At 71.0% G+C, this 13,596-nt stretch carries 13 protein-coding genes; 6 read left to right on the top strand and 7 right to left on the bottom strand.

Annotated features, from left to right (window positions below):
- The first annotated feature begins 27 nt into the window (after positions 1 to 27).
- The 3 genes from eda to ACLBXP_RS04445 are packed head-to-tail and all read left to right on the top strand — an operon-like array spanning position 28 to position 2,353.
- Positions 28 to 645 (top strand): bifunctional 4-hydroxy-2-oxoglutarate aldolase/2-dehydro-3-deoxy-phosphogluconate aldolase, encoded by a 618-nt coding sequence (gene eda, locus ACLBXP_RS04455; protein WP_447666361.1) that lies wholly within the window; start codon positions 28 to 30, stop codon positions 643 to 645.
- A gap of 41 nt (positions 646 to 686) precedes the next feature.
- Complete coding sequence (locus ACLBXP_RS04450; protein ID WP_447666360.1) at positions 687 to 1,604, top strand: LysR family transcriptional regulator; 918 nt, start codon at positions 687 to 689, stop codon at positions 1,602 to 1,604.
- A 35-nt stretch (positions 1,605 to 1,639) separates the two neighbouring features.
- On the top strand, positions 1,640 to 2,353 hold the full coding sequence (locus ACLBXP_RS04445) for an aspartate/glutamate racemase family protein (protein ID WP_447666359.1): 714 nt from the start codon (positions 1,640 to 1,642) through the stop codon (positions 2,351 to 2,353).
- Between the two features lie 43 nt (positions 2,354 to 2,396).
- Here ACLBXP_RS04445 and ACLBXP_RS04440 read toward each other — a convergent pair whose 3' ends face one another.
- On the bottom strand, positions 2,397 to 4,511 hold the full coding sequence (locus ACLBXP_RS04440) for an ABC transporter ATP-binding protein/permease (RefSeq protein ID WP_447666358.1): 2,115 nt from the start codon (positions 4,509 to 4,511) through the stop codon (positions 2,397 to 2,399).
- A 180-nt stretch (positions 4,512 to 4,691) separates the two neighbouring features.
- The gene (locus ACLBXP_RS04435) at positions 4,692 to 4,988 is read right to left on the bottom strand and encodes a hypothetical protein (protein WP_447666357.1); all 297 of its coding nucleotides are present in this window, start codon (positions 4,986 to 4,988) and stop codon (positions 4,692 to 4,694) included.
- Between the two features lie 267 nt (positions 4,989 to 5,255).
- Between ACLBXP_RS04435 and ACLBXP_RS04430 the strand changes: the two genes are divergently transcribed.
- Both ACLBXP_RS04430 and ACLBXP_RS04425 read left to right on the top strand, forming a co-directional pair.
- Positions 5,256 to 5,888, top strand: coding sequence for a 2OG-Fe(II) oxygenase (locus ACLBXP_RS04430; protein WP_447666356.1), 633 nt, complete (start codon positions 5,256 to 5,258; stop codon positions 5,886 to 5,888).
- Positions 5,889 to 5,910: 22 nt separating this feature from the next.
- A complete protein-coding gene (locus ACLBXP_RS04425) occupies positions 5,911 to 6,612 on the top strand; it encodes a hypothetical protein (protein WP_447666355.1) in 702 nt (233 codons plus the stop codon).
- Between the two features lie 30 nt (positions 6,613 to 6,642).
- Here ACLBXP_RS04425 and ACLBXP_RS04420 read toward each other — a convergent pair whose 3' ends face one another.
- The 3 genes from ACLBXP_RS04420 to groES all read right to left on the bottom strand — a co-directional run bounded on the left by ACLBXP_RS04420 (position 6,643) and on the right by groES (position 9,574).
- Positions 6,643 to 7,419, bottom strand: coding sequence for a Stf0 family sulfotransferase (locus tag ACLBXP_RS04420; RefSeq protein WP_447666354.1), 777 nt, complete (start codon positions 7,417 to 7,419; stop codon positions 6,643 to 6,645).
- 113 nt (positions 7,420 to 7,532) lie between these two features.
- Entirely contained in the window at positions 7,533 to 9,176 is a 1,644-nt protein-coding gene (gene groL, locus ACLBXP_RS04415; protein WP_447666353.1) for a chaperonin GroEL, read from the bottom strand.
- Between the two features lie 110 nt (positions 9,177 to 9,286).
- Positions 9,287 to 9,574, bottom strand: coding sequence for a co-chaperone GroES (groES, locus tag ACLBXP_RS04410; RefSeq protein WP_018042554.1), 288 nt, complete (start codon positions 9,572 to 9,574; stop codon positions 9,287 to 9,289).
- Positions 9,575 to 9,785: 211 nt separating this feature from the next.
- On the opposite strand from groES, the gene ACLBXP_RS04405 reads away from it, so the two are divergent.
- The gene (locus tag ACLBXP_RS04405) at positions 9,786 to 10,790 is read left to right on the top strand and encodes a magnesium transporter CorA family protein (protein WP_447666352.1); all 1,005 of its coding nucleotides are present in this window, start codon (positions 9,786 to 9,788) and stop codon (positions 10,788 to 10,790) included.
- Between the two features lie 6 nt (positions 10,791 to 10,796).
- Here the strand turns inward: ACLBXP_RS04405 and ACLBXP_RS04400 are convergent, their stop codons facing one another.
- Together ACLBXP_RS04400 and glyS are read right to left on the bottom strand one after the other, a co-directional pair.
- A complete protein-coding gene (locus ACLBXP_RS04400) occupies positions 10,797 to 11,087 on the bottom strand; it encodes a GIY-YIG nuclease family protein (protein ID WP_447666351.1) in 291 nt (96 codons plus the stop codon).
- Positions 11,088 to 11,348: 261 nt separating this feature from the next.
- Positions 11,349 to 13,490, bottom strand: a complete 2,142-nt coding sequence (gene glyS, locus ACLBXP_RS04395) for a glycine--tRNA ligase subunit beta (protein WP_447666718.1) — start codon at positions 13,488 to 13,490, stop codon at positions 11,349 to 11,351.
- Between the last annotated feature and the right edge of the window lie 106 nt (positions 13,491 to 13,596).

Here is a 13,596-nt window from a genome sequence, read left to right as displayed (position 1 = left end):
GATCAGCAGCCAGGAAGGAAACCGAAGATGGCCTCCATCGACGCGCTGATGCGCTCCGTCCCCGTGATCCCCGTGCTGGTGATCGAGGATGTGGGCCATGCCGAGCCGATCGCCCGCGCCCTGGTGGAGGGTGGCCTCACCGCCCTCGAAGTGACGCTGCGCACGCCCGCGGCCCTCGACGTGATCCGGGCGATGGCGCGGGTCGAGGGGGCGGTGGTGGGGGCCGGAACGGTGCTGAACGCCCGCGACCTCGACGCGGCGCTCGACGCCGGCGCCCGCTTCATCGTCAGCCCGGGGCTCACGGCGCCGCTCACCGAGGCGGCGCTCAAGCGCGGCGTGCCCTACCTGCCGGGCGTCGCCAGCGCAGCCGACATCATGCGCGGGCTCGATCACGGGCTCGACCGCTTCAAGTTCTTCCCGGCCGAGGCGGCGGGCGGGCTGAAGGCCCTGAAGGCGCTGGCCGCTCCCTTCGGCCAGGTTCGGTTCTGCCCCACGGGCGGCATCAGCGAGGCGACGGCGCCGGACTGGCTGTCCCACCCCTCCGTGCTCTGCGTCGGCGGAAGCTGGGTGGTGCCCGCCGGCGAGCCGGACGTCGCGGCGATACGCAGGGCGGCGAGCGCGGCCTCGGCGCTCCGCCGGGCGTGATCGGGCCGACCGCGCGTCGCCGCCGCTAGGCCGCAGGCGCCATGGAGCTGAAGTGGCTCGAGGACTTCGCCAGCCTCGCCCGGACCGGCAGCTTCTCGCGCTCCGCCGCGGAGCGCCTCGTCACGCAATCCGCGTTCAGCCGGCGCATCCAGGCCCTGGAGGCCTGGCTTGGCGTGTCGCTGATCGATCGGAGCACCTACCCGACGACCCTCACGGCGGAGGGGCGGGCCTTCCGTGAGACCGCCGAAGAGGCCATCCACATGCTGCACGGCAGCCGCGCCGCCCTGCAGGCGAGCGCCCGGCCGAGCACGCGGACCGTGGCGGTCGCCGCCCTCCACACCCTCGCGCTGACCTTCTTTCCGCGCTGGCTCGCGCGCATCGAGGCGCGGACCGGGCCCCTGAGCAGCCGCCTGCTCCCGGGCGACTTCCACGGCTGCATCCAGGCCGTCGCGGAGGGCGGCTACGATTTCCTGCTGACCTTCCACCATCCGAGCGTGCCGATCCTGCTCGACCCGGCGCAGTTCCCGCACCGGGTGATCGGGTCCGACAGCCTGTTGCCCGTGCGAACCGCCGCGCAGTCGGGATCCGCACCCCTGCCGCTCCTCGCCTACCCGCGGGAGTCCTTCCTCGGCCGCGTCGCGCAGTCCGCGCAGGACGGCGGCCAGCCGGCGGCGATCGTCCACACCAACGAGAACGCCATGGCGGAGGCGCTGCGGTGCATGGTGCTGGAGGGCCACGGCTCGGCGTGGCTCCCGCGCAGCCTCGTGGCGCGGGATCTCGCCGAGGGACGCCTGATCGCGGCGGGCGAGCCGGTGCCGCTCGCGGTGCGTCTTTATCGGAACGCCGCCCATAGCCGGGCCTCGGTTGCGGCGGTCTGGCAGGCGGCGGAGGCCGTGGCGGCGGACGCGATGCAGGATCCGAATGGGCTCGACCGAAACGGCATTGGACCGGCCGCCTAGCCGGGCGCAACGTCCCGGCGGAACGGGAGGCGGCGATGCTCGGTGTGCTCGGCGGGATGGGTCCGATGGCGACGGTGGACTTCATGGGCAAGCTCGTCCGGAACACGCCCGCGGCCCGTGACCAGGATCACCTGCCGGTGATCGTCTGCTCGGCCGCGAACATTCCCGACCGGACCGCCGCGATCCTGGGGGAGGGGGCTGATCCGCTCCCGGCGATGCGCGAGGCCCTGCGCCGACTGGAGGCGGCGGGCGCACGCTGCATCGCCATGCCCTGCAACACCGCCCACCACTGGCACGCGGCCCTGCAGGCCGGCACGCCGCTGCCGATCCTGCACATCGTGGATGCCGTGGCGGATGAACTCGCGGGCCAGGGTCCCGGCCCTGTCGGGGTGCTTGCGACGAGCGCCACCGTCGCGACCCGCCTCTACCAGGACCGCCTCGCCGTCCGCGGCCTCGCGTGCCGCATCCCCGATGCCGCCGGCCAGGCCGCGGTGATGCGGGCGATCCGCTACGTGAAGGGAGGCGCGCCCGCCGCGGCGGCCGATATCCTGCGGCGGGAGGCCGAGGCGCTGGTCGCGGCCGGGTGCCGGCGGGTCGTGATGGCCTGCACCGAGATCCCCGTGGCGCTGGAGGCCGTCGAGGGGCCGCTGCGCGCGGCCCTGGTCGATGCGACCGACGCGCTCGCCCGGGCCTGCGCGGCGACCTGCGCGGCACGCCAGGACGCCGCCCCGCCGTCTTTGGCTGCCTGACGCCCCTGTGGCCGACCCCGGGGTCGCGACCCCGGCGCGGCGGCTACTCCGCCGGCACCGCGGGGCGCAGGTCGGTCGGCACGAAGCGGCCGTCGCCGGCGGGCTTCATGTCGAGGCGGCGCTCGTGGTGCTCGAGGAGCGTGGAGCGGTGTCCGATCGAGACGATCGTTGTGTTCGGAAGCCGCTCGCGCAGCATCCGGTAGATGTTGGCCTCGCTCGGCTCGTCGAGGGCGGCGGTCGATTCGTCGAGGAACAGCCAGTCGGGCTTCGCCAGGACCGCACGGGCGATGGCGAGGCGCTGCTGCTCGCCCCCGGAGAGGCGCTGGTCCCAGGCATCGACCTCGTCCAGGCGGTCGGCGAGTTGCGGAAGCTGGGCCGCCACCAGCGCCTCGCGGATCGCCTCGTCCGTGAACTGGTCGGTGGTGTTCGGATAGGAGACCGCGCCGCGCAGCGTGCCGAGGGGGATGTAGGGCCGCTGCGGCAGCACCAGGGCCGATTGGCCGGCCGGCACGTCGACGCGACCCTTGCCGAAGGGCCAGATGCCGGCGATCGCCCGGAACAGGGTCGACTTGCCCGAGCCCGACGGGCCGGTGACGAGGGTCGCTGGCCCCCTCGGGATCGCGATGCGGTCGGCGTGCACGATCTCGCGTCCGTCCGGCAGGCCGATGGCGAGACCGGTCGCGGTGACGTCGGTCGTCGTCTCGTTGCCCTGGACGAGGCCGTAGCCGGCGCTCGACAGCGCCTCGGCCTTCGTCATGGCGCGCTTGAAGGAGGCGAGGCGGTTGGTGTTCGCCTTGTAGGCCGCGAGCGTCGTGTAGGCGTTGATGAAGAACGACAGCGACGACTGCACGTTCGAGAAGGCGTTCACGGTCTGCTGCAGGGCGCCGAAGGTGATCTTCTTGGCGAAGTACGAGGGCGCGGCGACCACCAGGGGCACGATCGTGCTCGCCTGGTTGTAGCTGAACGAGAAGGCGATGAGCTTGATGCGCCGGAAGATGATGTCGATGTAGTTCTCGACCACCGCGTGGAAGAGGCTCGCGAGCCGCACGCTCTCGGCGCGCTCGCCGCGCAGCAGCGCGATCTGCTCGCTGTAGATGCGCGAGCGGGCAAGCGAGAAGCGGAAATCCGCCTCGACCTTCTCCTGGCGGAAGTCGAGGCCGATGAGCGGGCGCCCGATCAGGTGCGCGAGCCAGGTGCCGACCACCGCGTAGGCGACCACGAGCCAGACGAGGAAGCCCGGGACCACGGAGTCCGTGAAGGGCAGGACGAAGTCGCGCGACAGCGTCCAGAGGATCACCATGAAGGAGACGAGCTGCGCCGCCTGGCTGAGCAGCCGGATCGACAGGCTCGCCGTCTGCGCGATGAAGGCGTTCACGTCGGCCTGGATGCGCTGATCCGGGTTGTCGGCGTGCTCGCCCGTGAAGGGGATGCGGAAGTGGGTGCCGTGGCCGAGCCAGCGCTCGTAGAAGCTATGGGTCAGCCAGGTGCGCCAGCGGATGTGGAGGGACTGGTCGACGAACAGGTCGAACATGCCGATGCAGACGTTCATCACCGCGAGCGGCACGAACACCCACACGACCTGGTACCAGAAGGCGTCGATATTGTATTCCTGGATGGCATTGTAGGCGTCGCGGTACCAGAAGTTGAAGCGCAGGGTCAGGGCGACGTCGGCGAAGTTCACGAAGATGGAGAGCGCGACGAGGCGCTGGCCGATCTGGCCCTCCGTCTTACCAAACCAGCGGAACATGCCGATCTCCTTGGTCGGCGCGTCGCGGTTCGCGAAGTAGGGGTCGGCGATCAGAGTGATGTCGCGGATGGGCTTGAGGTAGGAGATCCCGAGCACGATCGCGGCGAACACCACGGCGCCGGTGGCCGAGAAGGCGGGCGGCAGCAGCGCGGCGACCACGGGCGGCAGCAGGCCCATCGCGGCCGCTGTCTTCGAGCCCGCGAGCAGCAGGTAGCCGATGCCGTAGACCGAGATGAAGACTTTCAGGTAGGCGGAGAGATTGGCAGACGCGAGCAGGATGCCGGCCATCGCGAAGCCCGCGAGCGACACGTAGAGCGGGGGCGCGGGCACGCCCGGGGCGAGCAGCAGCACGAGGGCGAAGACCGCGGTGAGGGCGGCCTGTAGGCCGAGCCCGCTCCTGAATGCCGCCACGCGCGTCTCCCGGCTGAAGGTCGTCGACGCGGGATCCCGACGGGGCCGCGCTCCCGCGGCTCTGGCCCCGGGTCGTGGCCAGATAGTGGCACCCGCGGGCGCTTGTCGCGTGAAATTTCCGTCAGGTTCGGGCGCGCCCGCTCCGGCCGCCGGGGCGGACGCTCCCCTGCGACGATGCGCCTACTGCCAGTCCCAGTCCTCGAAGGCCGGCTCCTTGCAGCGGTAGCCGATCGGGCATTCCGGGTTGTCGCGGGTCGGGACGAAGCGCAGCTCGGCGATCTCCGTGAGCTCGCAGAAGCTGCGGTCCCGCACGAAGCGCTCGGGCGGGGCACGGCCGAGGCTCAGCGTCACGGAGCCCTCGCGCCGCACGAGGTCCATCGCCTCCTGGCAGGTCATCCGCGGGCTCGCCGTTCGGGGTTGCCCCAGTGCCGGCAGCGCCAGGACGCTGAGCAGGAGGGCCAGGGCGGCGCGTCTCATCGCGGAGGGGGAAAACTCTACCGTGGCGGGGACTTGAAGCATGGCAGTTTCCAGCCGCGCCGGGAAGGGGCCTCGGTCGCGAACCGCGTCATCGCGGGCACATCCGGAAAATTCCCATCCCCACCGTGACGTGTTCGCCGCGGCTCCGCCGCAATCCACGGATTTAGAGGTTCCCTGCGTCACAGGAACCGTTACTGTTCCGTCAAAGCGGAACGGAATCGGTTGGCCGTCGCGCGGACAACCTTCACGACTGCAGGATCCCGATCGATGTCCGGCCTCTCGATTCTCGATGTCGAGGCAGTGCGCGCCGCACCCCTCAGCCGCGACCCCTACGCGTTCGCCCTCGGCAAGGATGTGCTGCGTGAGGATGCGATCTCCGACATCCGCCGCGACTTCCCCGCCATCGACAAGCCCGGCTACCTCACCGTCGACGAGGTGGCGCTCAAGGGCCGCTTCAAGGCGCTGATCGACGAGCTGGAGAGCGACGCCTTCTCGGCGATCCTCGGCGAGAAGTTCGGCGTCGACCTCGTCTCCTGCCCGCGCCTCACCACCATCATGAAGCGCTCGCAGCTGAAGTACGGCTCAATCCACACGGACGGCCCGTCGAAGGTGCTGACGCTCCTCGTCTACATGAACGACGCCTGGGACGCGCCGGCGGCCGGACGCCTGCGCGTGCTCTACGACGGCAAGAACTACGCGCCCTTCGCGGTCGAGGTGCCCCCCACCATGGGCACGATGTTCGCGTTCCTGCGGGCCGACAATTCCTGGCACGGCCACGAGCCGTTCGAGGGCGAGCGCCGGGTGGTGCAGGTGGCGTGGCTCAAGGATGCCGCGGAACTGGAGCGGAAGAAGAAGCGCAACCGCACCGCGCAGTTCCTGAAGGGGATTTTCGGCCGCTGACAGAGACGGGGGACTGGGGGGCATGACGGTCGCGCTGGGAATGGACCCGACCCTGATCGGTGCCGGTGAGGCCGGCCCGGCGGACGACGATCCGTCGGCGCGGCGCGCCTCGTCCCGCCCCTGGCTCGGCCTCCTCCTCGTCCTGGCCACCGGCTGGGGCGCCTTCCTGAGCTACAGCGCGATCTTCCTCACCGACGAGCCGCCGCAGCGCAACGCCGCGGCGGACCTCCTCGAGAGCGGTTCGAGCGACCTGCCGTCCTTCGCGATCCCGCCCGAGGTGCTCCGGCCCAAGGCCGCCCCGCCCGCGGCCCCGGCGCCCGCGATCCTCGCCGAGGAGCCGCGCAGCGTGCCGGTGCCGCCGGTCCGCGACGTCGTGCTGCCGTCCGCCGAGGCCGTGGAAGCCGGCCAGACCGCGCCCCGGAGCGAGCGGGCCGATTACGTCGGCACCTGGGGGCCCACCAGCGCCGCCTGCGGGGCGCGCTCCCGGCGCAAGGGCTACCTGCCCGCCACCATCACGCCGGAGGGCGCTCGCGCCGGCCGGACGAGCTGCAGCTTCCACGACGGGCACCGGACCGGGAACGCCTGGGTGGTCGCGGCGGAGTGCAACGACCGCGGACGCCGCTGGACCTCGCAGGTCCGCCTCGTGGTCGAGGGCGACCGCCTCACCTGGACGAGCGCCAAGGGCAGCGCCGCCTACGTCCGCTGCGGCCGCCGGGCGGGCTGAGCCGCCCGCGCCCGTCGTCCGGCCAACGCCTCAGAGCGTGACGGCGAGGCGGTCGGGGGAATCCATGCGGTTCGGGTCGCCGCGCTCCGCGATGAACCGCTCGCGCCAGTCGCGGCTCGCCGCGTCGCGCTGCACCTGCAGCTTCACCGCGCCGGGCGCGATGGCGGGCCGGTCCGCGAGCCCGAGGGCGTGCGAGACGCGGTCGACCGCCGCCTGCGGGTCGCGGGCGAGATCCTCGTAGAGCACCTCGACGGGCGCGATGCCGGTGCGGGCGAAGAACATGTCCCAGCGGGCGTTGCGCTGGCAGACCTGCCCCAGATAGGTCTCGATCGCCTCCGGGTCGTAGCGGATCTCGCCCTTCGCCTCTTCGGTCGAGCGGAACTGCTGCGACTGCATCGAGCGGACCCAGGACAGGGCCTGCCCCAGGACATCGAGGCGCCTGAGCCGGACGAAGCTGAGGTTCGGCAGGACCTCGGTCAGCCGGATATGCGGCGAGACCGTATCGAACAGGCCCGGGAACAGCTTCAGCGCGTAGATGCCGTTCGGCGTGGCGCCGAGCGTCAGGATCCGCTGCGCCTGGAGGGCCGGATCGTCCGGGTAGTCGGGGTCGTCGTAGCGGCGGCGCGTGGCCCCGTTGAAGTATTCCCGCGGCCGGCCGAGCGCGCCGGTGCTTCCCAGGAGCTCGCAGAAGTAGTTGCTGCCCGAGCGCGGCGCGCCGCACACCGCGTAGCCCCGCGGAAGGGGGAGGGGGTTCTGGGCCGGGTTCGGGTCGGCGCGGCGGCCGAACAGGCGGGCGAGGGGGCTCATCCGAGCCTTATGGGGCCTCCGGCGGCCGTTGCGAAGGGCCGGTGCGGACACCCGGAACGCGAAAGGGGCCGCCTCGCGGCGACCCCTTCCGATCCTTGGCCCGGGTGGTGGACTTAGAAGTCCATGCCGCCCATGCCGCCGCCGCCCGGCATCGCCGGAGCCGCGCTCTCCTTCTTGGGAGCGTCCGCGACCATCGCCTCGGTGGTGACGAGGAGACCGGCGACCGACGCCGCGTCCTGCAGGGCGGTGCGCACGACCTTGGCCGGGTCGACGATGCCGGCCTGGATCATGTCGACGTACTCCTCGGTCTGGGCGTTGAAGCCGTAGGTCTCGGAGCCGGTGTTGTCGGAGATCTTGCCGACCACGATCGAACCCTCGACGCCCGCGTTCTGGGCGATCTGGCGGATCGGGGCCTCGAGCGCCTTCAGCACGATCTTGATGCCGGCCGCCACGTCGGCGTTGTCGTTGGACAGGCCAGCGACCGCCTTCTTGGCGCGGAGGAGAGCGGTGCCGCCGCCGGGGACGATGCCTTCCTCGACCGCCGCGCGGGTGGCGTTGAGGGCGTCGTCGACGCGGTCCTTCTTCTCCTTGACCTCGACCTCGGTCGCGCCGCCGACGCGGATCACCGCGACGCCGCCCGCGAGCTTGGCCAGGCGCTCCTGGAGCTTTTCACGGTCGTAGTCCGAGGTGGTCTCCTCGATCTGCGCCTTGATCTGCCCCACGCGGGCCTCGATGTCGGACTTCTCGCCCGAACCGTCGATGATCGTGGTGTTCTCCTTCTCGATGCGGACGCGCTTGGCGCGGCCGAGCATCGGCAGGGTCACGTTCTCGAGCTTGATGCCGAGGTCCTCGGCGATCATCTGACCGGAGGTCAGGATCGCGATGTCCTCGAGCATGGCCTTGCGACGGTCGCCGAAGCCCGGCGCCTTCACGGCCGCGACCTTGAGGCCGCCGCGGAGCTTGTTCACAACGAGGGTGGCGAGCGCCTCGCCCTCGATGTCCTCGGCGATGATGAGCAGCGGCTTGCCGGTCTGCACCACGGCCTCGAGGACCGGGAGCATCGCCTGGAGCGACGAGAGCTTCTTCTCGTGGATGAGGATGTAGGGATCGTCGAGCTCGGCGACCATCTTCTCGGCGTTGGTGATGAAGTACGGCGAGAGGTAGCCGCGGTCGAACTGCATGCCCTCGACGACGTCGAGCTCGGTCTCGGCGGTCTTCGCCTCCTCGACCGTGATCACGCCCTCGTTGCCCACCTTCTGCATGGCGTGGGCGATCATGTCGCCGATTTCCTTGTCGCCGTTCGACGAGATCGTCCCGACCTGGGCGACCTCCTCCGACGAGGCGACCTTCTTGGCGCGGCCGGTGATGTCCTTGACGGCGGCCTGGGTCGCGAGGTCGATGCCGCGCTTCAGGTCCATCGGGTTCATGCCGGCGGCGACGTACTTGGCGCCCTCGCGGACGATCGCCTGGGCCAGCACGGTGGCGGTGGTGGTGCCGTCGCCGGCGATGTCGTTGGTCTTCGAGGCCACTTCGCGCACCATCTGGGCGCCCATGTTCTCGAACTTGTCGGCGAGCTCGATCTCCTTGGCGACGGTGACGCCGTCCTTGGTGATGCGGGGGGCGCCGAACGACTTCTCGATCACGACGTTGCGGCCCTTCGGGCCGAGCGTGACCTTGACGGCGTCCGCGAGGATGTCGACGCCGCGGAGCATCTTCTCACGGGCGTCGGACGAGAAACGTACGTCTTTGGCTGCCATGTGCAGGGGTCCTCAGATTGCGGTGGTGAGTGCTCCGGGTGCCCGGGAGGGGCAGCGACCGGGAGCGGACGAATGCGGGTGCGGGCGCGCTGAGGCGTCCGGGGCGCGCCTCAGGCGACGACGCCCATGATGTCGGACTCCTTCATGATCAGGAGATCCTGACCGTCGATCTTGACCTCGGTGCCGGACCACTTGCCGAAGAGCACCCGGTCGCCGGCCTTCACGTCGAGCGGGTTCACCCGGCCGGCTTCGTCGCGGGCGCCGGGACCGACGGCGACGATCTCGCCCTCTTGCGGCTTCTCCTTGGCGGTGTCCGGAATGATGATGCCGCCCTTGGTCTTCTCCTCGCCCTCGATGCGGCGGACGACGACACGGTCGTGCAGCGGACGGAACTTCATGAGCTGCCCTCTTGCTTTTCGAATTCGAGATGGCTTGATGCGGCCGAAGCCGCATCCGAACCCCGGCTGTTAGCACTCCCTCCAGAGGAGTGCTAACGCTGGCGGCGAGATAGGCGGACGGCCTTTCCGAGTCAAGGGTGCCGCACCCCCTTGCGCGACCTTGATCGACACGTCCCTTCCCGAACGCGAACCCACCACGGACCCCCTCACCATGCTCAGCCTCCACGGTGCCGAGGGCGCGGTCGGGCACGGCTCCGACCCAGCCGCGATCCCGACCGACGCGATCTGGATCGACCTCGAAGATCCCGACGCCGAAGAGGCGCGCCGCGCCGAGGCGGCGACCGGGATCCGCGTCCCGACCCGCCAGGCGCTAAGCGAAGTCGAGAGTTCGAGCCGCCTGCGCCGCGCCAAGGCGAACCTGTCGGTCTCGACGCCGATGATCACCTTCGAGCAGGCCGATTCGAGCCTGAAGCCGCTGGGCTTCGTGCTGACCAAGGACCACCTCGTCACGGTGCGCTTCCACGACCTGCGGGCCTTCGCGGAGGTGAAGCGGCGAATCGCCGAGGGGGACGGCCCGGCTCAGAACAGCACCGAGATCTTCCTGCTGCTCGTCGAGGAACTGGTGGACAGCCTCGCGGACGCGCTGGAGGACATGGGCGCCGATCTCGACGGACTCTCGACCCGGATCTTCGACTTCGACGTGCGGGCGAAGCCCCGCAACGGGGTCACGGACGCCAAGCCGCCGCCCCGCCGCCGGGACCTCGCGCTCCGCCGCATCCTCCGGGGCATCGCCCGGCGCGGCAAGGCGCTCGGCAAAATCCGCTCCAGCCTGCTCGGCCTGCAGCGGATCGTCCCCTTCGTGGCCTCCGAATGCGACGGCATCCTCCGGCAGGAGGAGGCGGCCTCGCGCTTCGAGACGATCCGGCGGGACATCGAGTCGCTCGAGGAGTTCGAGACGCGGCTCTCGGAGAACGTGCAGTTCCTCCTCGACGCGGCGCTCGGCCTCATCAACATCGAGCAGAACAACGTCTTCCGCGTGCTCACCGTGGTCTCGGCGATCGGCGTGCCGCCGACGCTGCTCGCCTCGATCTACGGCATGAACTTCAAGCACATGCCGGAGCTCGACTGGGCCTGGGGCTACCCCTACGGCCTCGCGCTGATCGTGGTCAGCGCGCTGATCCCCGCCTTGTACTTCAAGGTGAAGGGCTGGTTCTGAGCCCGCTCACCACGGGCCGAGGTTCGGGTGGAGGTCGGACCAGTCGGGGTTCGCCTCCTCGATCAATCGAAGCTTCCAGTCGCGCCGCCATGTCTTCAGGGACTTCTCGCGCTGGATCGCCTCGACCGCTCGGTCGTAGGTTTCATACCAGACGAGGCGCTGCACGCCGTACCGCGTCGCGAAGCCAGGCGTTGCCCCAGTGCGATGCTCGTGCATGCGGCGGGCGAGGTCGCGCGTGACGCCGATGTAGAGGGTGCCGTGCCTCCGGCTCGCGAGGATGTAGACGGCGAACGGCACGGGGCTGACCCGATTCGGTTTGACAGTTCGCGCAGAGGATCGCCGAATAGGACTGATGTCCAGATGCGGTCCGGGGTTTTGCTAGGGCCACCCCCGTTCAGCCAGCAACGCCGTCATCCCGGGGCCGCGCAGCGGAGCCCGGGATCCAGAGCCGCCGAGCTGGCAGAACGAGGCATCGTCGGCGGCTCTGGATTCCGGGCTCGCCTGCGGCGCCCCGGAATGACGGGATTGGGGCGGGGAACGATGCGGCGTTGACCGCGCCTACCCCTCGATCCGCGAGAAATCCGCCACCTCGCGCGTCGCGGCGCGCAGTGCGTTGAGGAGGGCGAGGCGGTTGGCGCGGAGGGCCGGGTCGTCGGCGTTGACCGTCACCGCCTCGAAGAAGGCGTCCACCGGTGCGCGAAGTGCGGAGAGCGCCCGCATGGCCCCCTCGAAATCCTCTGCCGCGACGGCCGCGGAGGCCGCCTCGCGGGCGGTCGCCAGGGACGCCGCCAGCGCCCGCTCCTCGGGCTGGCCGGACGACGCGATCAGCGCCGCGTCGGGCTCGGCGTCGTAGGCGCGCCCGTCCTTCTTCTCCTCGATGCGCAGGATGTTGGCGGCGCGCTTGTAGCCGGCGAGGAGGTTGCGCCCGTCGTCGGTGTCGAGGAAGCGGCCGAGCGCCTCCACGCGACGCACCACCATCAGCAGGTCGTCCTGGCCGGGCAGGGCGAAGACGGCGTCGATCAGGTCGTGGCGCGCGCCCTGGTCGCGCAGGTAGACCTTGAGGCGGTCCGCGATGAAGGCGAGGAGGTCGAGGCTGCTGCGCTGAACGCGTCTGCCGCCCCAGGCCGTCTCGCTCGTCGCGCTGAGGTGGTCCCGCGCACCCACACCGGCGCCTCGCGTCGATTCAGTCGCCCTGATTGCATCGACGACCGGAGCGACATGCCCGTCGAGCAGGGAAACCAAGGGCAGCCGCTGTCCGTCCAGGATGAGGCGGATCACGCCGAGGGCCGCGCGTCGGAGCGCGAACGGGTCCTTGCTGCCGGTCGGCTTTTCATCGATCAGCCAGAAGCTCGTGAGCGTGTCGAGCTTGTCGGCGAGCGCGACGGCGACCGAGACCGGATCGCTCGGCACGCGGTCAGACGGCCCGAGCGGCTTGTAATGCTCCTCGATCGCCGCCGCGACGCTCGCGTGCTCGCCCTGCAAGCCCGCGTATGTGCGCCCCATCAGCCCCTGCAGCTCGGGGAACTCGCCGACCATCTCGGTGACGAGGTCGGCCTTGGCGAGGCGGGCCGCGCGCGCGGCGAGGTCCGGGTCGGCGCCGACCAGCGGCGCGATCTCGCGGGCGAACGCCGCGATCCGCGCCACCCGCTCGCCCTGCGTCCCGAGCCTCTCGTGGAACACGATGCTGTCGAGCTTCGGCAGCCGGTCTTCCAGGCGCACCGCCTTGTCGGTCTCCCAGAAGAACGTCGCGTCGGAGAGGCGCGCGCGCACCACGCGCTCGTTGCCGGCGGTGATCGCCACGCCGCCGTCGCTCGCCACGAGGTTCGAGACGAGGAGGAAGGCCGGCGCCAGCGCCTCGGAGCCGCCCTTGCGCAGCACGAAGCACTTCTGGTTCGCCCGGATCGTGGCGCGGATCGCCTCGGCGGGGATGTCGAGGAAGCGCGCGTCGAAGGAGCCCATGAGCACCACCGGCCATTCCACGAGGCCGGCGACCTCCTCCAGGAGCCCCTCGTCCTCCACGAGGTCGAGGCCCTGCGCGAAGGCGAGGTCCCGGGCATCGTGCAGGATGATGTCCTTGCGCCGGTCGGCGTCGAGCACGACCTTGGCGCGCTCCAGGCTCTGCACGTAGTCGTCGAAGCGGCGCACCTCGATGGGCTCGGGCGCGAGGAAGCGGTGGCCGTAGGTGGTGGTGCCGGCCGCGATCCCGTCGACCGCGAAGGGCACCACGTCGGGCGTTTCGGTCTCGGGGCCGAAGGTCGCGACGATGGATTGCAGGGGCCGCACCCAGCGCAGCGCCCCGGGCCGCGCGGACGCCGCGCCCCAGCGCATCGCCTTCGGCCATGGGAAGCTGCGGATGATCCCGGGCAGGATCTCGGCCAGCACGTCGAGGGTCTCGCGGCCGGGCCGCTCGATCACCGCGAGGTAGAACTCACCCTTCTTGGGGTCGGTGACGGTGGTGGCCTCCGCGAGGCTCGCGAGGCCGGCGCTCTTGAGGAAGCCCTGCACGGCGGCCTCGGGGGCGCCGACGCGGGGGCCGCGGCGCTCCTCCCGCACCGCCTCGCCGCGGGCCGGCAGCCCGGCGACGTGGAGCGCGAGGCGCCGGGGCGTCGCGAAGGCCTTGGCGCCCTCGTAGAGGAAGCCGCGCTCGACCAACGCATCGGTGACGAGCTTGCGCAGGTCCTCCGCCGCGCGGCGCTGCATGCGAGCGGGGATCTCTTCGGAGCGCAGTTCGAGGAGGAGGTCGGGCATGGCTCGGGGGTCCGGCGGCAGGTCCCGGGGGGGACGGCCGCGGCAGGGGGCGTCGGAG

The sequence above is a fragment of the Methylobacterium sp. A54F genome, assembly GCF_053346035.1.
This window is presented reverse-complemented; position numbering and strand designations above follow the sequence as displayed.